Below are 23,190 nucleotides of genomic sequence, written 5' to 3'. Positions count from 1 at the left end.
ATATTACCATTATGCACCAATTTTAAACTTTCTCGATGGAACCGATCTAGCCAAATCCTGATACATTTCAGTTGCTCCTCGAGTTTCCTTCGCTTGATTTGTACCCGTTACGCGAGCTTTCTTTGTATCAACATACGTGTTCGATTCATAAATCCATGAATCTGATTACTATTATAACATTTTTATTTAAGAAAACGGATACAATCGCACATTCAAAAGGCCACCATCTGGCGGCCCTTTATTAATACTAACACAGCAAACCAATTTCCAATCCTTTTGTGACATCCTATCCAATGTGCTATGAAATTGAGGTTGTCCGTGTGATATATCCAGGGATACACCGTCGTTCCATATTCCACCAAAAGGCTAAATTTCACCTCTTGTAAACGGAACATATTGGAGCCTTTTTTTATAAGCTCTGCCGGTTCTTCATCATCAACTGCGCTCAAGTATAGTAGCCACTTTTCTGCGGCCTCACCTTGTCAATCATGATTCTACTATCATTTTCAGGGGATTTACGTCAGAAGGTATAATTAACAAGATTTTTCCAGTTCAAGTTCGAACGTTCGAACAATGCTGTTTTGAAAGGCCCGCGACATATCGATCCTCTAAACCCCTTTTCTGCATAGTAAAAAGTATTTCTTCCTTCTCCGCCGCTATATTTGGTTTCGTTGCTGCCACTCCCGACACGTTTCCCCATTAATCCTTCACTTCCCAATTACGCCAAAATGATTCCTTTCTTAAAAACAAATACAATGCGGTTTAATCAAAGTAGATGGGTCGATCTGGTTTCCTTACACTCTTAAAAGCCATATCGATTTGTGCTTGTGTATTCCGCTCTATGGATAACACCGGTAGTGCATTTTCAGCAAAAAAACCGACTGCGCTTGTTTCCACACCCTCCCGTGGCTGACCGCCAATCACTTCACATTGAATGAATATTTTATAAACGTGATAAGGAGAGGGCGGATGCGGATGGCACTTCTTATCAAGGACCCCCAGCAGCCTAACGGCTTTTACATCAAATCCTGATTCTTCTTTCACTTCCTTAACTGCGACTTCACCCGGAGTATACCCGATATCAGCCCAACCACCCGGTAATGCCCAACGATCATCGGTTTTTTCCCTTACCATTAATATTTTATTATCCTTGAAGACCGCAGCCCTGATGTCCACTTTTGGAGTTGCATAACCCGTTTCGTTTGCGAACAGATCCTTTATTACGGCCATATCCAATTCCGTTTGCTGCGACAATATTTCAATGCTTATATTTCTTAATGCTTCGAATCTCTCCAAATCATAAACATCTTTTGAATACGCTAATCCCGCCTGGGCAATCGATTGAAGCTGTTTCGCCCATTCAAGCCATTTCGGTTCCATCCGTCATCACCGCCAATTATTAATCAATCACTAAAGGTACCCCCATGCATCTCAACTGGCGGTTCCATTAATCCAGATGACTGGTACTGTTTATAAACCTTATAAGCTTATATGGATGTTCCGTATATTCAAGAAGATGTATGCCTGTATTATTGGAAACGAACCATATATCATTCATTTCGTGTGGTACTTGCAGAAACCTTGCAATCAAGTTTGTTATCATTCCTCCGTGGGAAATGACAGCAATCCTTTTATAGTTTGCACGGTTCTCTTTAATAACGGATAAGACACGTTGAGCCCGCATTGTGAAATCAACTTCACTCTCCGCCTCTTGCCTTTCTCTTAAATCGTCCAGAAATGACACCGGACATTTAATGGTATCGGATAACATTTCTGCAGTCTCACTAGCACGAAGCAAGGTACTTGACCATACGAAATCGGGTGGAAACTCAACAGATACGCGTCTGCACATTTTTTTCACTTGTTCAATTCCATTGGAGGTTAAGGGTAAATCTGTCGTTCCTTGATGATCTTCTTCAAGGAAATCGTCTTCTGACTCACCATGTCTAATTAATAATAGCTGCAAGCTTACACCTCATTTTTTGTTTAATCCATCCCTTTTAATCATTCGATTTACCATCAATAAAACCTGCATAAAAATAAAATTGCAATTCACTAAAACATCAGGAATGCAGGTGAATAGGACAAACTCTCTTTGTCATACCTTTTAGAAAAAGAGTAGGATGTGACATTGCTGGATATGGGGAAGGATAGTCAAATCGTCTTTTATGTAATAACTGGCTCAACAATAAAAAGGTTTTTCCTACTGGACCTGATTGTTGGGACCGGAATTTATTTCACAGTCAAGTTCATTTCATCCAGCGTATTGATCGCGAGCATTGGCAGTTTCATCGGAACGGAAGGAATCAAGAAGGCGCCGAAATATCTTAAAAAAATGCAATGGAATTGATATTTTTTTGATCCCATAAAAAAAAGGTGTGCATAGGATCATCATCCTCTTTGGATGATGATCCTATGCACAACTCCTGCTTCTCTATATACACTCCACGTTCTCTTTCTATGGCATATCTTTAACTAGCAATGGATTTAGAATCTTGTCCTTTTTTATAGGTAGGTAATTTAGAGTCCAATGACATCAATCGGCTTCCATTCAAGACTAAGTGAAGGGCAATCACCATGAGGACAAGGTCCATTTCGAATCCCGCCCCTTCCTCATTCCCCATAAAACCTGCCGGAAGTTTCACATAAATAATTGCACCCGCCATGATGAAAACAAGGAGAACAGAGATTACTCTTGTGCCAAGCCCTGCAATTAAAGCTAACCCCCCAGCCAATTCAATTGTAGCAACTACATAAGCCATAAATCCCGGAATGCCGATACTTTGAAACCATCCTGAGATGTTATCCAATCCACCTTGGAATTTTGACAGACCATGCATAAAAAAAGTAGCACCCAGCATTACTCTTAATAAAAACGTACCGATTTCTTGTTTATTCATGTGACATCTCCTTTATCTCAATTTACACTACGAAGTGTAGTGTAATAATCCAAAAAAATCAAGTGAAAGTCATCAGACAATCACTATCGTCATACCCAACAGTATAAGCAAAACATATATAGATACAAAAATCGTAGTGAAATCAGCCCTCAATGGAATGGTTTCATGCGGATCGACTAGTTGCATGAGCCGATAATTGACTGCTTCATTGGAAAAGTGAACACGGACAGGAGCGGTATTATCAGCGCAGCAATATTTGATTAACTTCAACAATGCTGCACTTATGCTTAATTCTGTCCCCATTTTATTTATCGCATGTTCATCAGCTAATAATTCACTCATTATTTTGTAATTCTTATAACACCATTTTGTCAGTGGGACGAACCATAATGCTTGAGAAATCAACTGCAGGATAAAGATTACTAATGGGTGATAATATTTTTGGTGAAAGGATTCGTGTTCCACCACCGCTTCTAGCTCGTCAACGTCCAATAATGCCAATAAACCGGTACTGAAAACAATGAACGGATGTCTGAATCCAACCGTAAAGGCAAGAGGTTCATCTGTGTTCACCACTAAGATTTTGTTGTTGACGTGTTTGAATTTCTCATTCATCGACGTTGTCTTTTCATCGTTTTTGGCGACGGATAGCTTTTGTATAAGCTTCCTCGATAGGAGAAACTGCTCTGCAATTTTGAATATCGTGTTCAAAACACTGTGGGCAATTACAATATTGAGCAAGGTGATGACAGCAAAATAGTATACTGTCCCTTCCTTGAATAGACTAAAGCAAAATTTAAAGAAATTTGCTTTAATATTCACCCCAAAAAGGATATGCACCAAAAACGCGCCCATTTGGCTCCAAACTGCACAGGCGATTAAAAGGCTCAGGCTTACGACGAAGTAAGACTTTTTCTTCCACATCATAATTTACCCTTTTTTAAAGATTGAATCTTCCGTTCCAATTTTTCAATTAGACTTGGATCGGCGTCTTCCATGGCATCAAGCATATGGCTTATGACCGCCCCTCCAAATTCATCAAGTAAATTTTCGGTCAGCTTCTTTGACTGCTCTTCTAAAAACTCTTCCTTTGACTGCACAGGATGAAATAATGAAAGCCTTCCTTCAGACCTCTTTTCAAGAACCCCTTTTTCAACCAGCCGGTTCATGACTGTCATCACAGTATTGAAATTGAGGGGCTTGTCTTTCTCCAAGCACTGCTGGACCGCTTTAATACTAAGCTCATTCTTCTGCCATAAACATTCCATTATACTCGCTTCCAATGGTCCGAAAAAACGATTCAGGCCAACTTCGTCATATTTAAAATTTTTAATATCCATCTTTTACCCTCCACTACAAATTGTAGTGGAAAAATTTGATGGAATCAAGTTTCACTTGTAAGATTTTTTGGAACGGCTTCCAAACCATATTCCGAATGAGCTATCCAACTTGAACGAATATATAAAGATCGAACGATAAATCAGCAAAAAAAGGCTGCGGCGGCAGCCCCCGTTATTGAAGTGAAAACTTATTCATGGCTCATTCGAATACAGGGCGCATGAAGCTTCTCTCATAGCTAATGATGCACTTCGTTTCCTCTGCGTATTTAAATGCCGCTTGACACTCTGCATCCAAGCCCATTTTTACCCGGTATTCTTCATAGGCCGCTAGACTCGGAAAAGTGAATAATGCATAAGCAATATTATTGGCACCCTCATGCGGAAGGAAATAACCTTGATGTGAACCGCCTAGTTTATTCACCAAGCGGATCCACATCTTACCGTACTCTTCGAACTCAGTTGCTTTGTATGCGTCGATCACGTATTTCAGATAGCATGTAACCAATGTCCATTCCTCCTTTCTATACCTATTTCCCTATCATGTTTGCTCATTCCTTCCATTTAAAAAATATCCTTCAATTTTTTGCTTGCTGTCCAAGATGACGATGACCTTGTCAGGCTCATTCCTTCGAATCTCAGCAAATCTGTTTTTCATGCTTTTCTTGCGAGAATGGTAGGTTGTAATGATGAATTTAAGGAACGGCCAGTCCAGTTTTTCTTCACACCCTTCACACATATCAGGTCTTGTTTTTCCACTATTGATCAAGCGGCGCTTTAAAACACGATACAGGCACACGTGTAGGGGGAGTTCTAAATAAAAAATCGTGTCGGCATGCTTCAAGCGTAAATCGATGGAATGACTATAGTTGCCTTCCATGATCCACTGATCTTGAGTCAATACTTCCTGCTGGGCAGCTAAGAAATCCTCTAGCGGAGCCTCGACCCAATCAGGTCTCCAGTAAAATGTATCCAAATGATGGACATCCATATCCAACATGTCCCCAAGCCTTCTTGCAAAAGTGGATTTACCGACACCCGCGGATACACCCATTATCATGATCCGTTCCATTTCCTGCCTCCCTTGCATGTTGAAATCATTAGCGGGATAAGCAATATTGCTTACCCTTCAGTCACATCAGAAAAGGCGATTCCCCTGAAATGGAGAATCGCAAATGGAAAGGGGCACTTATGAAACGCCTGCTCCGTTCCTATTTTTCTATTAGACCAATTGAGCTAAATGTTGCTTTGCTTCGTACTCAACAAGTTCTTCATCCTGCTTGATCTTTGTCAGGTAATCAGGGTTGGCGATGAGCGGACGGCCTATTGCCGCAACATCGATGATTCCTCTTTCCAAAGCGGCTTCCGCTGTTTTAGGATCAAATCCACCGACACCCACTATCACTCCATCCCAGTGTCTGCGCACCAATTCATGCAAAGTCGCTCCTTTGGCAATCGGTTTGGTGAATTCCATCGTGGACGGATGAATCATTTTGACTCCCGTTTCTTTAAATGCTTTAATAAATATTTTTATTGCTTCCTCTGGATCTTCCCACATATATGTTGGCTGATCTATTTTAAAAGCGGAAAAACGGATAAGGGTCCGGTCCGCTCCTACTTCATCGATGATTGCATTCAGCACTTCCTTCATGAAAGTCAGGCGCTCTTTTAAATCACCGCCATACCGGTCGGTTCTTTTATTGGACGTGTCGGAATTAAACTGGTCGATTAAATAGCCATGCGCACCATGGATCTCAACGCCGTCAAAGCCAGCTTCGATTGCATTTCTTGCCGCTTGTTTGTATTGGTTCACTACTTGTGCAATATCATTTTCAGTCATTTCCTCAGGTACATCGAATGGCTTTCCGAATCGTGAAACTTTTCCTTCGGCAGCGATGGGCGATGGGGCCTGCGGAGGAAGCCCTCCAGCAATTTCATGGTGGCTTGCACGGCCGACATGCCAAATTTGCGCAATGATCGTTCCGCCTTCAGCGTGCACAGCTTCCGTCACCTTTTTCCATCCATCGATTTGCTCTTGCGTATACAGCCCAGGAACACCAGGATTTCCCTTTGCCCTTGGTGATATCACTACACCTTCTGTAATGATGAGCCCGATGCCATCTTGGGCGCGCTTTCTGTAATATTCTACGATTAGGTCATTCACAACACCCGTTTCGTTTTCGGCAAACGACCGTGTCATGGGAGCCATCGCTGTTCTTGTTCTTAAACTCCAAGCACCAATCGTTACAGGCTCAAAAATTTTGGTCAGTAATTGATTCATTTGAATTCCTCCTGTTAAGCGCTTTGTTTTTAATAATAGCTGCTACAAGTACCTTTCATTGTGTAAGATTATCCGAAAAGGGCTTAATATTCAAATAATTCACTCTAGTTTCCGCACATTTGATAAAATATGGGAGTAAGGATCAATGAAATACATTTATTCCGGCATAAGCAAGAGATGTTTGTCATCGTTGATATTGTCCAAATCATGAAATTTGAAAGTTCATAAGGAGGGTATTAAATGTGGAAGCGTCGAATGATTGAAACGGCACGCGGTAAGTTCGAGGTATTTGTTCAAGGCGAAGGTGAACCAGTTTGCATCACTCATTTATATAGCGAATTCAATGATCTTGGTTACTATTTTGCTGATGCATTTGTAGATGATTTCGAAGTGTATCTTGTGAATTTGAAGGGGGCAGGAAGCTCTACCAAACCGGCGATGGAAACAGAAATGAGCATGAAAGAATCTGTAAGGGATTTAGAAGGAATTAGGGAAGCATTGGATTTGGAGCAATGGGGTTTTGCTGGGCATTCAACTGGGGGCATGCTCGGTTTGGTCTATGCAACCAGCTTTCCTGATTCCCTCTCCAAGGTAATGGTTGGAGGAGCGACCGCTACAAACAAATATTTGGAGCATGAAGGAAGTATCTACAGCCCAAGCAGTCCGCTTAATGAGAGGTGGAAAGAGATATTCTCTATTTTGGCATCTTCCGCACAAACGATCGATAAAAAAAGAGCCGCCAGAAGAGAATGGACGGATCTGTCACTATACAATAAAGGGAACCGAGAACAATATTTCCAAAAACCTTCCAGCGGAAAGATAGTTCAAAAGAGGTTAGATTACTTTTCCTTTAATGACTTGCCTCATTTTGATATACAAGACGAACTAACTGAGGTTGGTATTCCTGCTATCGTTTATTGTGGCCGGCATGATGCACAATGCCCTCCCATTTTCTCTGAAGACATCGATGCCCGATTGAAGAATTCGAAACTTTATATTTTTGAAGAAAGCAACCACTTTCCTTATCTCGAAGAAAATGATAGGTTTATCGCCATGATATCGGACTTTAGGAGAATGAAATGATTCAAAGTCCCAGATTATTTTGAGTCCATAAAGCGGGAGCTCACTTATCAGGGATCTCCCCTGGACCTTGTTTCCGCGGAAGACCCACATTGCAGAAAGGGCAGCTCATTTACCATGGCTAAGGCCATATAACAAAAAAAGATGCCGCCTGCAAAATACAGACAGCATCTCCTTCAAGTTGCCTAGCTTTCCTATGAAACATCCTTAGATTCGTGCTTGTTCTTCTTCTTCGCGTGCCGTTTTGATAAAGAACGAAAGTATCAAACCGGCAATGGCAAGGGCAAGACCGAAAATGAAGGCATCCTGAACTCCTGCCGTCAAAGAACCGCTAATGGCTGAAGGATCCAATGGATCTTTCACATTGGCGATATAGTTTTTTTGGGAGGCTGACATAATGGTAATGGCAACCGTCGTACCAATGGCGCCCGATACTTGCTGCAACGTATTCATGAGCGCCGTGCCGTCGGGATATAGATTTTTCGGCAGTTGATTCAGCCCGTTAGTCTGGGCAGGCATCATGACCATCGAAACACCAATCATGAGGAAGGTATGCATGGCGACTACCCAGATGATGGACGTTTCAGTCGTTACGTTCGTCAAGGCCCATAACATGGCGATCATGATAATGAAGCCTGGAATCACTAAGCCTCTTGGGCCGAACTTATCAAAAATCCGGCCTGTTATCGGTGACATGATACCATTAAGCACACCGCCCGGTAAAAGTACAAGCCCGGCGGCAAATGCGGCTAACGCCAGCCCGGTTTGCAGATATAGCGGTAAAAGGATCATCGAAGACATGATGATCATGAATGTAATGAAAACGGTCAATACCCCTAATGTGAACATGGGATACTTAAACACGCGCAAGTCGATCATCGGTTTATCCATGTTGAATTGTCTTACGGCAAACAAAAATAAGGATATAAGACCTGCAATGAGCGAGGAAAGGACGATAACATCCCTCCAGCCTTGATCTCCTACAATACTAAAACCATAAACGATCCCCCCAAAACCGATTGTCGATAAAATTATCGAAGGAACATCGATTTTCGGCTTGGTGATGGTGGAAACGTTTTGCATATACTTGAGACCAAAGAGCAATGCTATTACAAAAAACGGTAAAGATACCCAGAATATATAGTTCCATTTCAAATTTTCGATGATCAAGCCTGAAACCGTCGGACCGATGGCTGGTGCAAACATGATCACTAGCCCCATCAATCCCATCGTTGCTCCCCGTTTATGAATTGGGAATATCACCAAAATGGTATTGAACATGAGCGGCAATAAAAGGCCGGTCCCGATCGCTTGAATGACACGTGCGAGCATCAGGATGCCGAAGCCAGGTGCTAACGCTGCAATGAACGTCCCGATGATGGAGAACACCATGGCTGCAATGAATAACTGCCGTGTACTGAACCATTGAATCAAGAGCCCGGAAACCGGAACCAATATCCCCAAGGTCAATAAGTAACCCGTTGTCAGCCATTGCACGGTGGAAGGGCTGATGGTGAACTCCTGTATTAAGTCCCCGAGCGCCATATTCAAGGCGGTCTCACTGAATAACCCGATGAATCCTGCAATTAAAAAGGATATTAAAATGGGGGTCGTCCTTATGGCGGGACGCTGCTGCTGTGTTGCATTTGTGGACATAAAATGAATTCCTCCGATTGTTGACAGTATTACCTAAGCTGATTATTTTTCTTATGACTTATTTAGTTACCAACAATAATGGGATTTGTTCGGCTATCGCTTTTAGCGGTTCCCCATTTTTCGCCGTTAAAGAAAGAAGGATGCCACCTTCAATTAAGGCATTAATGACGATACTCAATTCCTTTGATCGTTTCTCACTGTAGTTCGCCTCAAGTAATTTCTGCACATAAATGGCTTGCCAATCCTCCATCGCCTCTTGGCAGGCTGTTCTTATCGGCTCGCTTGTCGTAAATGTTTCCGCCGCTATCGTCCCGATCGGCAGTCCCAATAGATTTTCCGTTTCGCCAAAAAGACCGGATAAATGAATGATATGAGCCTGGATCGCTTCAATCGGGTCTTTAAACTCCCCAAATCCACGTTCAATTTCATCTATGACAATTTCTTTTGTATGATTGACCGCTTCAATCGCCAATTGCTCCTTGCCTTTCGGGAAATAATGATAAAGAGAACCTTTAGGAATCCCACTTTCCTCTATGATGTCTTTAAGTCCAACACCATAATATCCGCGTATTCGAAAAAGTCGTGAAGCAACCTCAATAAGAATGTCTTTTGAGTTTTTTTTGCCTTCCATAGCTGGATCACTCCTAAAAAAATTATATCAACCGGTCTATAGGACTATACGGATATATCACCGTTTTGTCAAAGCTGAAAGCTTGAGAAACGCTTGGAATGGCGACAAAAAAAGAACACCTCATATTGGTGTCCTCTTTACATGTAAGTGAATGAACGTTTTTCAATGACGTCAAGGATTCTTGTCATGATTTTTAAAATCAAGAATAGCAATTACAAACATGCCAAAGCTAAGCATCAGGGAAATAACTTCGAAAGTACCCATTCATACATCGCCTCCTTACATCAAGCTTTTCCTGATCGGAGATTGTCCTATACAAGAAAAACATGAAGCGGCGGCGATTACACAAAATAAATTTTTTTAATAAACGCTGCACCTATCCAAGTTATTACAAGGGTTAGGCGTTTTACCGATATGAGATGGATATAGTTTTGTATCTTCCATGTTGATTAATGGATTAAGCTTTAAAAGCGAAGGAGCGGCATTCTTCTTATGAAACCTCCCCAGAATCCTTTTTGCCATTGATTATCTATTAATCATCCATCCCAACTGGATCATTCCAATAAGTCCGGCTGCTCATTTCTGATTTTATCCCAAAGGGGCTGAAAACTAAGCCACCCCTCGTATTCCGTCCCCGTTTGTTCTGCTGTCAATCTTGCGTACTCCTCTTCAATGAAAATGGGCTTTCCTGCCGTTTCGGCCATGATTTGAGCTTGACATGATCGTTCCATCGTTATGAACCACCAAGCGGCTGAATCTACAGATTGACCAACCGTTAACAGCCCATGGTTGCGAAGGATGACCGCTTTATATTGTCCTAGCGCCTGAGCGATCCGTTTTCCTTCTTCAGTTGCATAGACTACACCGGTAAAATCATCGAATAACGCATGATCTCTATAAAATTGGCAGGAATCCTGGGTGATCGGGTCGAGCAATCTCCCTAGTGATGACCAAGTCTTTCCATAGATGGAATGAGCATGTGCCGCTGCAATCGCGTCCGGCCTCGCTTTATGAATTTCCGAATGAATTGCGAAAGCTGCGCCATTCACAGTATGTTCCCCCTCCACAATATCCCCTTTGTGATTCACCAAGATAAGATCTGAAACGGAAATTTGGCTAAAGTGCATCCCAAACGGATTGACCCAAAAATGGTCAGTATATTTCGGATCGCGTACCGTGATATGTCCTGCTATCCCTTCATCGAAGCCAAACTTTGAAAAAAGGCGGAAGGAAGCTGCCAGCCGTTCCTTCCGGTGATGGCGCTCTTCCTCCAGTGTGTTGAATGAAGCCGGTTGCAGGGTAATCGTCTTTGTCATTTTCCTTCCTCCCCATCATTTTTTTAAGGCCGTCCATCAATTGGCAATATCTATGTCTTTCCCCTTTATATCACCTTTAGGTAAGGTTTCATTTTTGGGACTTAGCAACGTAAGGGCAGTGATGACGACCAAACTGGTAGCAAGTCCATATAAGATCGGTCCAGTCGAGGACGGCCCGGTTATGACCAATCCGACGATGATGACGATCATGCTGGCCAAAATGGAGTAGAATGCAGCATTAGCCGTGACCCTCTTCCAAAAGAAGCCAAGAATGATCGGAAAGAACACGGCACCCGATAAGATTGCGTAGGCTACATCCAATGCCACTAAAATATCTTGAATCCAAATTGAAACGATGATGGCCATAACACCAATCGTTAACGTGGTGATTCGAGATGTTTTTAAAAATTGACGTTCGCTCATTCCTGGACCGATATATTTTTTTATGAGGTCATTGACGACCAAAGTCGATGAAGCGAGCAATGTTCCCGATGCCGTGGACATCAGGGCGGAAACCACACTCGCAATGACCACTCCCAATAGCCCGGCAGGCAATGTTTCCATCGCAATGCTTGTAAACGCAGTTTGAGGGTCGCCTAAATCAGGAAGGATAATAAAAGCGCACATTCCAATGATACTTATTGCAATGGCATAAAAAATGCTGTATATCCCAGCCCCGACCGTTCCGCTGCGGGAGATGGCCTTCGTTCGAGCCGTAAAAAGACGCTGCCAAATATCTTGTCCCACGACCACCCCTAACGTAAATAATAAAAAATATTGAAAGATCGTCGCGCCGCCGATGTTTCCTAATTCAAAATGTGCTGCCGGGAGATTCTCTTGTAGTGAGCCCCACCCTCCTGCCTTGGAAATGCTCATCGGAAGCATGATAAGGAAGATACCGATTGTCATGATGACGAATTGGATCACATCCGTCATGGTTACCGACCACATTCCGCCTAATATTGTATAAAATAGAACGATCCCTCCTCCGACAATCATGGAAACCGTCAAATTCCAGCCCGCCAAAACATGTAATATCGTTCCCATCCCGATCACTTGGGTGACGGTCAGCATGAAGGTATAGATGACCGAGACCAAGGCGCTGAGCAAGCGTGTTTGAGAATTGTAACGCTTTTCAAGCATTTCACTGATTGTCAGCACTTTTAAATCAAAGATCTTATTCGTTAAAAACAGACCGATGGCAATAATGCCGAGCCCGATCATCACGACCAGCCAAATGCCGGATATCCCAAACTGATATCCTAATTTTGCCGTTCCTAAAGTAGAAGCTCCTCCTAATATCACAGCCGCTAAACAGGATAAATACATGAAATGACCTAGATTACGCCCTGCTACAATGAATTCATCCGCGGTTTTTGCTCGTTTGGATCCGATTACCCCTACAATGATTAAAACAGAAAAATATAGAATCATGATTGAAATATCCAAAATATCCATGTATACATCTCCTTTTGGGGTGGGTTTGTTTTAGATCGCTTGGTTCTTCCCGTTTTAATTAGTTGTTCAGCTGCTTCTCCAAATCTTGGATCATCCCCATTTTATCTCTTTTTCCTTTTTTCGCGAGTGCGATAAGCGTGATGAATTCATAGACAATGTTGGCCGCTGCGGCTGCGGTGACTTGTCCGTGATCGTACGAGGGTAAAACCTCGACAAGATCGAAGCCTACGAATTCTATATCCGTCAAGCCCCTGACAAACGCCAATGCATCATCAATGCTTGCCCCTGAAACCTCTGGCGTCCCTGTGCCAGGTGCATATACCGGATCTAAAAAATCAATATCGAATGATAAAAAGACCGGACCATCCGCTACACGCTCATGGATGATCTCCAGCATCTTTTCGACGCCGTTCCGTTTATAATCGTTTGTTGTATATACGGCCAAGCCCAAGTCCCGGGCATCCTGCAAATCCTCCGGACCGTACAAACCTCCCCTCATGCCAATTTGAAGGGAGCGGGATACATCGATGAGACCTTCTTCTATAGCGCGGCGAAAAACGGTTCCGTGATTATACTTTTGTTCGAAATAACTATCCCACGTATCGGAGTGAGCATCGAATTGCAGCAAGGCAACGGGTCCATGTTTTTTTACGATTGCACGCAGCTCCCCTAGCGTAATGGAATGGTCGCCTCCCAGTGATATCGGAACGATTCCTTTTTCAATGACTGGCGTAAGCTCATCTTCTATTTTTTTATATGTTTCAGATATATAGCCAGGAACAACGGGAATGTCCCCATAATCGATTCCTGATATATAATCAAAAATATTAATAGCCTGTTCTGGATTATACGGACGTAATAGAATGGAAAAATCACGAATGGCTCCTGGCCCGAATCTCGCCCCCGTCCTAAATGATTGGCCGGAATCAAATGGAATTCCCATAATGACAAAGTCCATATGTTCATCCACCTGCTCAACGAATGGAAGCCGCATAAACGTACGCACTCCACAAAAACGGGGTGATTGGAAAGAGTCTTTCGGTTGATATTTCATCATGTAACATCCTCCTAAGTTTTCTGCTATTTTTTTCATCTTACCTTTACTTAAGCAAGATTCGCGCCAACTTTTCAGGAGCCTTTCATGGGCGTTTTTACACTTCCTTTTAGATCTGTTGATTAAAAGATTAATCAAAACCGCCTTTTTTGATTTAAGTTTTGATTATTCAGACTTTTTGATTTATATTTTAATTAATCAAGATTCGGATACGAAAGGGAGTCGATATCATGAATGACGAAATGCTGGAGGAAGAATTACAAAAGATCATTGAAACCTCGAATAATAATATCCTCATCACCGATCAAGATGGAATCATTTTATATTCCAACCCAAAGCTGTGGGAGATTTACGGCATGAAAAGTGACTCTTATATCGGAACTTCCGTTCATCAATTAGAAAAAGAGGGCCTGCTCACACCTTCCATCAACGCGCTTGTATTAAAGGAAAAGAAGGCGAAACGGATCATGCAGCAAACAAAAACGGGTCATGTCGTCATGTCGACAGGCTATCCTATATTCAATAAGGAAGGCAGCCTCGCAAGGGTGATCAGCTATGGTCAAGATCAAACCGAGATCCTTCAATTGCAGGATCAATTTGAGCACTTGCAACGTAAAGTCAAAGGCTATCAGACGGAAGTCGAGGATTTAAGGGAAAAGGAACTCGATCACCATGATATGATCGCGAGGAGTAACGAAACGAAGCATATAGTAAAAACGCTTCATAATGTTGCGAAGACCGATGCCACGATTCTCTTATTGGGACCTTCAGGAGTAGGGAAAAGTACTTTCGCCCGTGCAATTCATGAGCAAAGTAACCGTAAGCAAGAGCCTTTCATTGAAGTCAATTGCAGCACGATACCTGATAGTTTGTTTGAATCGGAGATATTCGGCTATGAACCGGGAGCTTTTACAGGGGCAAGCAAGCAGGGGAGCCAGGGCCTGATTGAACAAGCTGACAGCGGAACCCTTTTCTTGGATGAAATCGGTGAACTTCCGCTTGCCATGCAAGCTAAATTACTGAAAGTGTTACAGGAAAAAAAGTTAAAGCGTCTTGGAGGGAAAAAGGAAAATCATATTAACTTCCGCCTTGTTGCCGCGACGAATCAAGATTTAAAGAAGATGGTAAGTGAAGGCAGGTTCAGGCTCGATTTGTTTTATCGATTGAATGTGATTCCCATCCAGATACCGGCATTGCATGAACGTAAAGAGGATATCCCTCTGTTAATACAGCATTACTTACGGAAAACCAATGCTAAATACCACAAATCCAAAAAAATACATCCATCAACCTATGAAGTGCTGACTCATTACGATTGGCCCGGAAATATACGTGAACTGGAAAATCTAATCGAACGACTGATCCTGACCATTGAGGAAACCAATATCTTTCCGGAACACTTGCCTCAATCCATCACAGGTCAAATCGAACAGCCTGAAGATTCCTCATTGCTGGAAATGAATCAGAAATGGGAAGAGAAATTCGATTTAAAGAAGACATTGGAAAAGATTGAAATCCAACTGCTAGCTAAAGCATTGAAGCAATGTAAAACCACTTATGAACTGGCAGATCACTTGGGCATCAGTCAGCCAACAGTCATCTATAAATTAAAGAAATACAAAAAATATTTTTCATGCTAAGAACCCACCAAGGTTTCCAGCATCAAGGCGAAGTCATATACCGCTAATGAACTTCATTTTTCATTTCATTATCTCCATTAAAGTCTGATCTGAATGACCAAAAAAGGGCACCCATAAATGGGAGCCTGAATTTTAGTGAAGGTAGTGCTATTGTATGTAAAAGGCGGCCATTCCGCTTCCAATAGTTTAAAAACACTTTTACATTCCGTTCTTTGGCTAATTAGATGGCATTCACATTAAAAGGGCAGGTAAAGAAATCATTTCACTGCCTTTTTAACTGCTTTCACTTCGTATAATGCCCCTTCTGAACTGACGATATATTCAGGTTTAGGCTTTCCAAGATTGGCCTTGTGGCCCGCGATATGGACTTCACTCTTTTCCCACTGCTTCCAGTGCTCTTCCGATTCCCAATTGATCATGATGATGACCTCTTCATCGCCTCGTCTTACCTTTTTCACCAATACGCTTAAATCAATGAACCCCTCCTGCTTTTCTATGACCCCTTCCGCACCGAATCGTTTTACCACTTGGTCGGAATTACCTTCTTTAACCACTGTTTTTCTCATTTGAACGAACACTATGAACAACTCCAATCGATATACGTATATGGTTTCATTTTAGTCGATAACGATTCTCATTGTCAATTATCGTGAAACAAAACAAAAATGAATCAGAAAGCCATACAGCACTCTCTGATTCATTTCATGGCTTATTTTTTATCTTTAAGACTTTTGGGAACATAGTCATTCAGTTTGTTAAATAAAGAAGTAATGTAGGAGTTGAGTTCAAACCGATCCTCCTGAACAAATTCAGCCAACGACACTCCATTCTTTTTCATTTCTTCTCCCCCTTTTAGGTTTCAACCTTTTTCATGAATTAGTATGACAAGCATACAAGAAAGCGCTTACAATGTAAAATGTGATAATTCTATAGATTGCTATTTCCTTAGACTGATTTAATCTAATTAAGTTTCGCTTTCATTATGCATATATTAACAAGCTTCACTGACTTCCATGCACGGTAGCTTTTCTATCATATTATAACTACTTGTCTTTTTCCCAGTGTGCGAAATTTCATGAAATGCTCTTCAGTAGTTCAGTTAAACGGATGAACTCATCTTTATCCCGATTCTTCAATGAGTCATCGATCGCTTTATCGATTTGCGCTTTCCTATAATCGCTTAAAGCCTTTTTTAATACCATTTCTGCCATCTCTTCAGGCTCCAGTGATGTTCCAGGCAATTGCTTCTCCATTCGAAACCAACTCCTTAACCTTTTTTCTATTATACTAAGTAACTTGGAGATTATTAATATTTATTTCAATGTTATCCTTTCTTCTTTTTTTATTTCCTTATCCACCATGATTCCCACATGGCCACTCTTCTATACATTAAGAATACTAAAAGATTTTAATGCCGTTGCTTTGCGACACGCAATTGTCCAGGTGATCTTTGATTTCGTATTTTATCCATACTTTTTTAATCAATGATATTCAATAGCAGGGTAAAAGGTTAAGTAAAACATGATGTCTTTTTGAAAAACCAGAAATATTTCAACGAATTTGTATAGCCCCTTCAAACCATTTGAATCATTCATTTTTTTACTTATATTCATTTACTGACGATTTTGTTCATGAATGTGCTTACATTTATCGATGATAAATTTTTTTCCATGTTCTCCTTCAAACCAGCATGATTCGTGAACAAGAAAAGTGGAAAACCCCTATCCAGTCCATATTGTTACAGACAGGATAGGGGTTTTTCATTATATGAACAAATTGATGATGAGTACACCGGCAAGTCCCACCAGTGAAATGATGGTGACCATCACGGACCATGTCTTAATGGTCTTTCCTATTGATAGATTAAAATATTCCTTGTAAATCCAAAAACCTGCATCATTTACATGGGAGAATGTTATGCTTCCTGCACCTGCAGCCAAAACCATAAGTTCTGGACTTACCCCTGTGGCCGCAACAAGAGGTGCCGCAATTCCGGCTGCCGTCATGCCGGCCACTGTAGCAGACCCTATGGCCACCCTTAGGATAGCCGCTATCAGCCAAGTAAGGATCAATGGTGAAAGCGTTGATTCGGCCATGATGCCAGCAATATATTGATCGATATGACTGTCTATCAATACTTGTTTGAACGCCCCGCCACCAGCTATGATTAATAGAATCATTGCAATTCCGCTGACGGACTCGGAAAAGGATTTCATGATTTCATTCATTTTCTTCCCTCGATTAAGACCAAAGGTGAAAATGGCAATAATGACAGAAATCAAAAGCGCCACAGCCGGATTGCCGATGAAATCAACAACCGGCATGATCGATGATTCAGGCATGAAAATTTCTACAGCTACTTTGACCGTTATCAATATTACTGGCATGAGGGAAGTAAGAAGACTTGTTGCAAACCGTGGCATTTCTTCCTCTTTAAACTCCTTAGGATTAAATAACTCTTTTGGAATGTCCGCTTCCAAGTCTTCTTTCTTAAACAACTTCGTGAATAATGGCCCGCCAATGATTATGGCTGGGATCGCGATGATGACCCCATATATTAAGGTCTTGCCCAAATTTGCATCAAACACACTGGCAACTGCCGTTGGCCCTGGATGTGGAGGAACAAATCCATGCATCGTGATAAGGGCGGCTATGACGGGCATGCCGATATACAATACTGGTACTCCTGCTGCCATAGCAATCGTAAATACCAATGGAATCAAAACGACGACTCCCGTTTCAAAGAAAAGGGCGATCCCTACGACGGAAGCCGTTAGAACAGCGGCTAGTTGTACTCGCTTTTTGCCAAATGCTTTGATTAGTGTCATTGCAATTCGTTGGGCCCCGCCTGAATCAGTCATCAACTTACCGAGTATGGCCCCAAACACGATGATTATCGTGAGATTTCCAAGCGTTCCACCCAAACCAGTTTGGATGGATTCAATTGCAGCAATTGGTGTCATTCCTTCCAAGATCCCTACTACCAAGGAAACGATAAGCAAGGATATGAAAGCGTTTAATTTCAAAGCAATCATTAATATTAGCAATAGGGCAACCCCTATACATATAGAAAGTATCGGCATTTTCATCCACCTTTTCTTTTAATGTGGGCTTGGCTTGAAATCTCAGTCCACTAACTTTTCTGACCCATCCAATTGTATTCGCTTACACCTGGACCCGAAGCGGCAAAATGCCGCTCCGATCATTGATGCATCAGTTCTGCCACTTCTTTTAAGGTTGCTTTTGATCCAACATTCCCAGGGAAAATCACATAAGCCATTCCCGGAAACTTGCTTTCGCCTCCTGTCAACCATACTGGAATTCCAGGCTTTACCTGACCAGCTACCGTCGCCCGCTTTACGCCAAGACCATTCGTCCCTATATCACTTGACGTGATGCCGCCTTTGGCAATAATAAAGCTTGGACGTACTTCAAGCTGCTTGACTATGCTTGTCACTGCATCGGATATCTTCACGGATAGTTTCAATTCTTCTTCTTTTTTGTTCTCCCCAAGGTCGAGGCGCTCCCGCTTCGTATATACGGTGACCGTTTTTCCTTTACGTATGAGTTGCTCGCTCGCTTCAATGACCCGTTGAATTTCCGCCTCAAACTTATTTGGATGCAGGACGAGGTGGACATCGAATTCAATGAACTCGATGAAATCACAGGTTTGAAGAGCTTCAAACTGTTCCGTTGTTTTTTTCACATGTGAGCCAATCATGATAAGACCGCCGTGACCGGAATCTTCTTTCATTAGCTCTTCTTTCGTTAGCAGGGGTTTATCATCTATCCCCCCGATGATTTTTGTTAACGCCGCTGCACTCCGGAACAAGAACTGTTTGCCTGCCTTTATAGCTCGGATCAATGCAATCACAACCACTTTTGCATCCACATATTCAACCGCATTAACAATGATTTTATTGAAATCTTCAACTGCCATTAACTGACTGACCAATTTATCAAAATCAAGATCACGGATACTTTCTAGAGACAGGTATACAGCATCATCCGCTTTAAATGTCCCGTTCGACTTTTCTTCTGCCCAGTCACCAAGATGTGATGCTTTGAAACCGAATGTCCGATCCTTCGCGAATTCGGTTTCACCAGCCGGCACTAACGCATCTTCATCCTGCACGTAATGAATGTTATTGATCGTGAAACGGCCGCCTTCTTTGAAAAAGGGCATGATGACTTCTCCATTAAACTTCATGTCTGAATGTGCTTCAAGCGTATTTTTCAATACTTCCGTTTCAAGAGGATAATGACCACGAAGTGTAGAATCCCCGCGACTGATGATGATGAATTCTTTGTTCTGCTTCTCCGCTGTTTCCTGGATGACCTTCGCTATTTCCTTATGTGCCCGTTCGGTTTCCGCTGCTGTAAACCCCCTTGAATTGGTCAAAACGAAAAACATCGAATTCCTCTCGGCGAATCCCGATTCAATACTTTCAGCTGACCAATCCGTATAAACGGATATACCGTGAACCGTTTGAACACCTGTTGGATCATCATCCAGGACGATGATTTTTTTATTGAAATCCAGCAATTCGTCAGCGAGCAGTTCATTAACAGCCCGTTCATCGGGAACTGCCGGCAGGCTGGCAAATGTAGCTTTTGCGGTTAGATTGCTTGAATGATTGATAGTCAATTTACACCCTCCTAACTTCGACGTTTGCCAGTTTTTCATAATACTGCACGATGCCTCCGTGATCATCCCCGGCTTTTCCATCCACTTTAAGTGCATGGAAGATTTCCAGCAGCTGGCTAGACAGCGGAAGGGGAACCCCGATTTCATGTGCTGTTTCCATTACATTCGTGATGTCCTTTAAATTAATATCGATCTTTCCTCCAGCTACGAAGTTTCTGTCCAAGATTAGAGGCACTTTTGCATCGAGTACAGCGCTTCCAGCGAGACCGCCGCGAATGGCCTGATACATTTTTTCCACATCAATTCCAGCTTTTGCTGCAAGAACAAGTGCTTCGGACATCGCCGCAATGTTTAAGTTGACAATAACTTGATTTGCCAGCTTCGCCGTGACACCGCTGCCATTCTTGCCAACCAACGTAACATCCGTACCTACGGAATGGAGAATATCAATAACTGATTCGAATACGCTTTCTTTTCCTCCGACCATAATGGCCAATGTCCCATCAATCGCTTTCGGCTCACCGCCGCTAACCGGAGCATCCATCATGTCAACACCCTGTTTAGCCGCTTCATTTGCAATTTCGACCGATATGACCGGTGAGATGGAGCTCATATCTATGATTACCGTCCCTTTTGCAGCCGTTTTCAAAATTCCATGCTCGCCAAGCACGACTTGTTTCACATGCTGTGACGCAGGCAGCATCGTGATGATGACGTCACATGTTTCACCCATTTCCATTGGTGTTCCTGCTTTCGCACCTGCCTCAACAAGTTCTTCTACTGTTTGTATATTAAGATCATTAACCGTTACTTCATAACCTGCTTTTAATAAGTTGGATGACATTGGTTTTCCCATGATGCCCAATCCAATAAATCCAATTTTTTTACCCAATTTCATTTCCTCCTTATTCACTTTCGTTTAGCTGGTATTGTTACCGTGCCCAAATTAACCTGTACTGCTATGAAAGGACCTTTTTCGAGTGCATGTCCTAATTTTGATTTATAAAGCGTTTTCACAACTTCACTTTAGATTGTACACATTTTTTAATATTTTGTATACAATTTTTAATTTAATGTATACAAAAATTACACTTTTAAATAATCATGCTTATACTTATACTTTAAGATAAGAATAAATCATGATTCGGGAGACGATTGAATTGGTAAAAAAGGAAAACGGTCATGCCTATGTACAAGCTTATGAATATATAAGAGACCGGATTTTGAACGGAGAATTGGAACGCGGTACGAAGCTCGTCGAAGAAAGACTGGCAGAAGAAATTGGAATTAGCCGGACGCCGGTGCGTGAATCCATTCGTAAGCTGGAACAGGAAGGGCTCATTAAGCAAAAACGTGTCGTGAACCCCAGTGATATGGACCTTCGTCACATATTTCAAGTGCGTATATTACTGGAAGGATTCGCAGCGCGCCATTGTGCCAGTTACATGACCGAAGAAGCTCTTGTGAAATTGAAAGAGTGTGTGGATATTGGCAGCACCGGGACTCCGGAAGAAGTCATGTCAGCGAACAATCAATTTCATGAGATTATTATAGGAGCTACTAACAATCCGATGATGATCGATATAATTGACAGGATGAGGTCCATTATCTATTTGTTCCGGAAAACGGTTGTCTACCACAAACGCCCGTTTTTGATTGAGGAACACCAAGAAATCTACCAGGCCATCCTTCATCATAACGGAGACGCAGCAGAGCAGTTAATGAAAGAGCATTTGCAGAATGATTTGGAATTTTGTTTAAATCGCATGGAGCAGAAGCAATAAAGTTCACTGATGCGCAACGGATAGTCAATCTATCTAAAAAACGCTTGCGTACGGATACGCAGGCGTTTCAAAATGTAGACACACTCGATTTTCATCGAGTGTGTCTACATTTTTTTGCTTGTACAATTTGTCCATCGATTGTAACGAAAGGCACGCCTGCGGGGGACTCATATACGCTCCGTTCAGCTTTGTTTTACCTTATAGATACAACCTTTTTACCCTGGCGAATTAGCCGGTACTGGTTAATATTCACTTTCATGTAGGACCTCCATCGTTTCAAGGATCCATTCCTGAAAGTTAGCTTGAATTGCTTTTCTTACTTTTTTTATTTTTGTTGCCGATGATAGCTATCAGCAATAATAGCAGCGGTATGAGCGTTTGAATCAAAGCTCCATAAAATGGGAACGCATTGACATTATAACGCTCCAGGTCCATTGAGTTGGATATGGACCAGAAGCCCGTAATCACAATGAGTATCCCCAATGGCCAGACAATGGGGCGATAATCGGAAAGGTTCAGCCACTGAGCGGTACCTAGGGCCGTAGCATAAAAAAATACGGATATTTTCACGAATGCACCGACAACCCAAATGGCCATGATGAACGACTCCATATGCTCGAAAAAATCAGCGAAGCTAATGTACCTAGCCACGTTCATCAATGGGTATACCTTGGACGGTGTGGTTGCTCCAAGAACGAAAAGGACAATAAGGTTTACGATCACTAATGTGGCCATTACTGCAAAAACGGTCATCATGCCATATCTCATCCCTTTTTTCTTATCCACCAAAAAGGGCAGGAGAAAGGAGATAAGGAAAAATTCAGTATACCAGCCGCCTGGGACAATCGAACCTTTGAGAGGCGGCATCACCCCTTTTGCCAGCACAGGGAAAATATTTTCAAACTCAAGATCTGGAAACACCAAAATGAACAAGATCATTTGAGGTATTAAGAATACAGGGATAAATAATAGAGCGGCCCTCCCCAAACCTTCTAAACCGCCATGCACGACAAAGGCACAAAGCAGGACCATCGAGGCCATGACCACAATGATCGGTGTATTGATCAGAAAGGAGTCCACGACAAATTCTGCGTACTCCCTGACGATAAGTCCCGTAACTTGTATATAGAATGACAGAAATAAAAAGCCGACGATTTTCCCGATCCACCGTCCAATGATTTGCTCGCTGTATTGGATAATCGTTTGTCCAGGATAAAGCATGTGGAGCTTTACGGCAAGATATACAGTCAAATATCCTATGAATGATGCAAATATCGGAGAAATCCAAAAATCGGTATTCGCAAATTTCGCTGTTACGCTCGGGATACCTAGAATGGCCGTTGCAACAATGGTTGGATACAACATGAAAGCCATTTGAAGAGAAGATATTTTACCTTTTTCCATG

The 23,190-nt window shown here is 42.1% G+C and carries 26 protein-coding genes; 4 read left to right on the top strand and 22 right to left on the bottom strand.

Translation table 11 applies throughout. The features are described from left to right. Positions 1-212 precede the first annotated feature (212 nt). From MHI53_RS04370 to MHI53_RS04360, 3 genes are all read right to left on the bottom strand, one after another. Positions 213-449, bottom strand: coding sequence for a hypothetical protein (locus tag MHI53_RS04370; RefSeq protein WP_340372856.1), 237 nt, complete (start codon positions 447-449; stop codon positions 213-215). Between the two features lie 313 nt (positions 450-762). Then, on the bottom strand, positions 763-1,380 hold the full coding sequence (locus MHI53_RS04365) for an NUDIX hydrolase (protein ID WP_340372855.1): 618 nt from the start codon (positions 1,378-1,380) through the stop codon (positions 763-765). A gap of 67 nt (positions 1,381-1,447) precedes the next feature. Next, positions 1,448-1,966: a histidine phosphatase family protein gene (locus MHI53_RS04360; protein WP_340372854.1), complete on the bottom strand. Its 519-nt coding sequence runs from the start codon at positions 1,964-1,966 to the stop codon at positions 1,448-1,450. 174 nt (positions 1,967-2,140) lie between these two features. Here MHI53_RS04360 and MHI53_RS04355 point away from each other — a divergent pair, with 174 nt between their 5' ends. After that, the gene (locus MHI53_RS04355) at positions 2,141-2,350 is read left to right on the top strand and encodes a hypothetical protein (RefSeq protein ID WP_100532763.1); all 210 of its coding nucleotides are present in this window, start codon (positions 2,141-2,143) and stop codon (positions 2,348-2,350) included. 121 nt (positions 2,351-2,471) lie between these two features. On the opposite strand, the gene MHI53_RS04350 is transcribed toward MHI53_RS04355, so the two are convergent. The 6 genes from MHI53_RS04350 to MHI53_RS04325 all read right to left on the bottom strand — a co-directional run bounded on the left by MHI53_RS04350 (position 2,472) and on the right by MHI53_RS04325 (position 6,518). After that, positions 2,472-2,900 (bottom strand): DoxX family protein, encoded by a 429-nt coding sequence (locus MHI53_RS04350; protein ID WP_340372853.1) that lies wholly within the window; start codon positions 2,898-2,900, stop codon positions 2,472-2,474. Between the two features lie 72 nt (positions 2,901-2,972). Continuing rightward, complete coding sequence (locus tag MHI53_RS04345; RefSeq protein WP_340372852.1) at positions 2,973-3,824, bottom strand: M56 family metallopeptidase; 852 nt, start codon at positions 3,822-3,824, stop codon at positions 2,973-2,975. Then, positions 3,824-4,240 carry a BlaI/MecI/CopY family transcriptional regulator gene (locus MHI53_RS04340; protein WP_061140198.1) on the bottom strand — a complete coding sequence of 139 codons (417 nt, stop codon included), beginning with the start codon at positions 4,238-4,240 and terminating at the stop codon, positions 3,824-3,826. Before MHI53_RS04340 ends, MHI53_RS04345 begins: the two co-directional genes overlap by 1 nt. Before the next feature lie 199 nt (positions 4,241-4,439). Beyond that, positions 4,440-4,745 carry an NIPSNAP family protein gene (locus MHI53_RS04335; RefSeq protein ID WP_340372851.1) on the bottom strand — a complete coding sequence of 102 codons (306 nt, stop codon included), beginning with the start codon at positions 4,743-4,745 and terminating at the stop codon, positions 4,440-4,442. A 33-nt stretch (positions 4,746-4,778) separates the two neighbouring features. After that, positions 4,779-5,309 (bottom strand): topology modulation protein, encoded by a 531-nt coding sequence (locus MHI53_RS04330; protein WP_340372850.1) that lies wholly within the window; start codon positions 5,307-5,309, stop codon positions 4,779-4,781. Between the two features lie 150 nt (positions 5,310-5,459). Further along, entirely contained in the window at positions 5,460-6,518 is a 1,059-nt protein-coding gene (locus MHI53_RS04325; RefSeq protein WP_340372849.1) for an alkene reductase, read from the bottom strand. 240 nt (positions 6,519-6,758) lie between these two features. Here MHI53_RS04325 and MHI53_RS04320 point away from each other — a divergent pair, with 240 nt between their 5' ends. Beyond that, complete coding sequence (locus MHI53_RS04320) at positions 6,759-7,601, top strand: alpha/beta hydrolase (protein WP_340372848.1); 843 nt, start codon at positions 6,759-6,761, stop codon at positions 7,599-7,601. 204 nt (positions 7,602-7,805) lie between these two features. Here MHI53_RS04320 and MHI53_RS04315 read toward each other — a convergent pair whose 3' ends face one another. The 6 genes from MHI53_RS04315 to speB all read right to left on the bottom strand — a co-directional run bounded on the left by MHI53_RS04315 (position 7,806) and on the right by speB (position 13,716). Then, positions 7,806-9,254, bottom strand: a complete 1,449-nt coding sequence (locus tag MHI53_RS04315; RefSeq protein ID WP_340372847.1) for an MDR family MFS transporter — start codon at positions 9,252-9,254, stop codon at positions 7,806-7,808. Positions 9,255-9,312: 58 nt separating this feature from the next. Then, positions 9,313-9,885, bottom strand: a complete 573-nt coding sequence (locus tag MHI53_RS04310; protein WP_340372846.1) for a TetR/AcrR family transcriptional regulator — start codon at positions 9,883-9,885, stop codon at positions 9,313-9,315. 171 nt (positions 9,886-10,056) lie between these two features. Then, complete coding sequence (locus MHI53_RS04305; RefSeq protein WP_220126990.1) at positions 10,057-10,149, bottom strand: putative holin-like toxin; 93 nt, start codon at positions 10,147-10,149, stop codon at positions 10,057-10,059. A 290-nt stretch (positions 10,150-10,439) separates the two neighbouring features. Continuing rightward, positions 10,440-11,201, bottom strand: coding sequence for a class II aldolase/adducin family protein (locus MHI53_RS04300; protein ID WP_340372845.1), 762 nt, complete (start codon positions 11,199-11,201; stop codon positions 10,440-10,442). A gap of 36 nt (positions 11,202-11,237) precedes the next feature. Further along, the gene (locus MHI53_RS04295; RefSeq protein ID WP_340372844.1) at positions 11,238-12,659 is read right to left on the bottom strand and encodes a sodium:solute symporter; all 1,422 of its coding nucleotides are present in this window, start codon (positions 12,657-12,659) and stop codon (positions 11,238-11,240) included. 58 nt (positions 12,660-12,717) lie between these two features. After that, entirely contained in the window at positions 12,718-13,716 is a 999-nt protein-coding gene (gene speB / locus MHI53_RS04290; RefSeq protein WP_061140189.1) for an agmatinase, read from the bottom strand. A gap of 227 nt (positions 13,717-13,943) precedes the next feature. Here speB and MHI53_RS04285 point away from each other — a divergent pair, with 227 nt between their 5' ends. Further along, the gene (locus MHI53_RS04285) at positions 13,944-15,353 is read left to right on the top strand and encodes a sigma 54-interacting transcriptional regulator (protein ID WP_340372843.1); all 1,410 of its coding nucleotides are present in this window, start codon (positions 13,944-13,946) and stop codon (positions 15,351-15,353) included. A 257-nt stretch (positions 15,354-15,610) separates the two neighbouring features. Here MHI53_RS04285 and MHI53_RS04280 read toward each other — a convergent pair whose 3' ends face one another. The 6 genes from MHI53_RS04280 to garR form a co-directional block, all read right to left on the bottom strand. Next, positions 15,611-15,931 carry an antibiotic biosynthesis monooxygenase gene (locus tag MHI53_RS04280; protein WP_100532715.1) on the bottom strand — a complete coding sequence of 107 codons (321 nt, stop codon included), beginning with the start codon at positions 15,929-15,931 and terminating at the stop codon, positions 15,611-15,613. A gap of 131 nt (positions 15,932-16,062) precedes the next feature. Continuing rightward, the gene (locus MHI53_RS04275) at positions 16,063-16,191 is read right to left on the bottom strand and encodes a hypothetical protein (protein WP_257390695.1); all 129 of its coding nucleotides are present in this window, start codon (positions 16,189-16,191) and stop codon (positions 16,063-16,065) included. Between the two features lie 235 nt (positions 16,192-16,426). Continuing rightward, positions 16,427-16,606 carry an IDEAL domain-containing protein gene (locus MHI53_RS04270; protein ID WP_100532716.1) on the bottom strand — a complete coding sequence of 60 codons (180 nt, stop codon included), beginning with the start codon at positions 16,604-16,606 and terminating at the stop codon, positions 16,427-16,429. Positions 16,607-17,116: 510 nt separating this feature from the next. Beyond that, the gene (locus MHI53_RS04265; RefSeq protein ID WP_340372842.1) at positions 17,117-18,436 is read right to left on the bottom strand and encodes a gluconate:H+ symporter; all 1,320 of its coding nucleotides are present in this window, start codon (positions 18,434-18,436) and stop codon (positions 17,117-17,119) included. A gap of 119 nt (positions 18,437-18,555) precedes the next feature. Beyond that, entirely contained in the window at positions 18,556-19,950 is a 1,395-nt protein-coding gene (locus MHI53_RS04260) for a four-carbon acid sugar kinase family protein (protein WP_340373642.1), read from the bottom strand. Positions 19,951-20,002: 52 nt separating this feature from the next. Then, positions 20,003-20,893, bottom strand: a complete 891-nt coding sequence (garR, locus tag MHI53_RS04255; protein ID WP_340372841.1) for a 2-hydroxy-3-oxopropionate reductase — start codon at positions 20,891-20,893, stop codon at positions 20,003-20,005. A 247-nt stretch (positions 20,894-21,140) separates the two neighbouring features. On the opposite strand from garR, the gene MHI53_RS04250 reads away from it, so the two are divergent. Then, positions 21,141-21,785, top strand: a complete 645-nt coding sequence (locus tag MHI53_RS04250; protein ID WP_340372840.1) for a GntR family transcriptional regulator — start codon at positions 21,141-21,143, stop codon at positions 21,783-21,785. Between the two features lie 297 nt (positions 21,786-22,082). Here the strand turns inward: MHI53_RS04250 and MHI53_RS04245 are convergent, their stop codons facing one another. Further along, positions 22,083-23,189 carry an endospore germination permease gene (locus tag MHI53_RS04245; protein WP_340372839.1) on the bottom strand — a complete coding sequence of 369 codons (1,107 nt, stop codon included), beginning with the start codon at positions 23,187-23,189 and terminating at the stop codon, positions 22,083-22,085. Position 23,190: the final 1 nt, after the last annotated feature.

This window comes from Peribacillus sp. FSL E2-0218, from assembly GCF_037992945.1.
GTDB lineage: Bacteria > Bacillota > Bacilli > Bacillales > DSM-1321 > Peribacillus > Peribacillus simplex_B.
This window is presented reverse-complemented; position numbering and strand designations above follow the sequence as displayed.

Coding starts and splice junctions, on each gene's coding strand:
- MHI53_RS04365 (WP_340372855.1), bottom strand. CDS start 1,380: ATGGAACCGAAATGGCTTGAATGGGCGAAACAGCTTCAATCGATTGCC.
- MHI53_RS04355 (WP_100532763.1), top strand. CDS start 2,141: ATGGGGAAGGATAGTCAAATCGTCTTTTATGTAATAACTGGCTCAACA.
- MHI53_RS04350 (WP_340372853.1), bottom strand. CDS start 2,900: ATGAATAAACAAGAAATCGGTACGTTTTTATTAAGAGTAATGCTGGGT.
- MHI53_RS04345 (WP_340372852.1), bottom strand. CDS start 3,824: ATGTGGAAGAAAAAGTCTTACTTCGTCGTAAGCCTGAGCCTTTTAATC.
- MHI53_RS04340 (WP_061140198.1), bottom strand. CDS start 4,240: ATGGATATTAAAAATTTTAAATATGACGAAGTTGGCCTGAATCGTTTT.
- MHI53_RS04330 (WP_340372850.1), bottom strand. CDS start 5,309: ATGGAACGGATCATGATAATGGGTGTATCCGCGGGTGTCGGTAAATCC.
- MHI53_RS04325 (WP_340372849.1), bottom strand. CDS start 6,518: ATGAATCAATTACTGACCAAAATTTTTGAGCCTGTAACGATTGGTGCT.
- MHI53_RS04320 (WP_340372848.1), top strand. CDS start 6,759: ATGTGGAAGCGTCGAATGATTGAAACGGCACGCGGTAAGTTCGAGGTA.
- MHI53_RS04315 (WP_340372847.1), bottom strand. CDS start 9,254: ATGTCCACAAATGCAACACAGCAGCAGCGTCCCGCCATAAGGACGACC.
- MHI53_RS04310 (WP_340372846.1), bottom strand. CDS start 9,885: ATGGAAGGCAAAAAAAACTCAAAAGACATTCTTATTGAGGTTGCTTCA.
- MHI53_RS04305 (WP_220126990.1), bottom strand. CDS start 10,149: ATGGGTACTTTCGAAGTTATTTCCCTGATGCTTAGCTTTGGCATGTTT.
- MHI53_RS04300 (WP_340372845.1), bottom strand. CDS start 11,201: ATGACAAAGACGATTACCCTGCAACCGGCTTCATTCAACACACTGGAG.
- MHI53_RS04295 (WP_340372844.1), bottom strand. CDS start 12,659: ATGGATATTTTGGATATTTCAATCATGATTCTATATTTTTCTGTTTTA.
- speB (WP_061140189.1), bottom strand. CDS start 13,716: ATGATGAAATATCAACCGAAAGACTCTTTCCAATCACCCCGTTTTTGT.
- MHI53_RS04285 (WP_340372843.1), top strand. CDS start 13,944: ATGAATGACGAAATGCTGGAGGAAGAATTACAAAAGATCATTGAAACC.
- MHI53_RS04275 (WP_257390695.1), bottom strand. CDS start 16,191: ATGAAAAAGAATGGAGTGTCGTTGGCTGAATTTGTTCAGGAGGATCGG.
- MHI53_RS04270 (WP_100532716.1), bottom strand. CDS start 16,606: ATGGAGAAGCAATTGCCTGGAACATCACTGGAGCCTGAAGAGATGGCA.
- MHI53_RS04265 (WP_340372842.1), bottom strand. CDS start 18,436: ATGCCGATACTTTCTATATGTATAGGGGTTGCCCTATTGCTAATATTA.
- MHI53_RS04250 (WP_340372840.1), top strand. CDS start 21,141: ATGATTCGGGAGACGATTGAATTGGTAAAAAAGGAAAACGGTCATGCC.
- MHI53_RS04245 (WP_340372839.1), bottom strand. CDS start 23,189: ATGGAAAAAGGTAAAATATCTTCTCTTCAAATGGCTTTCATGTTGTAT.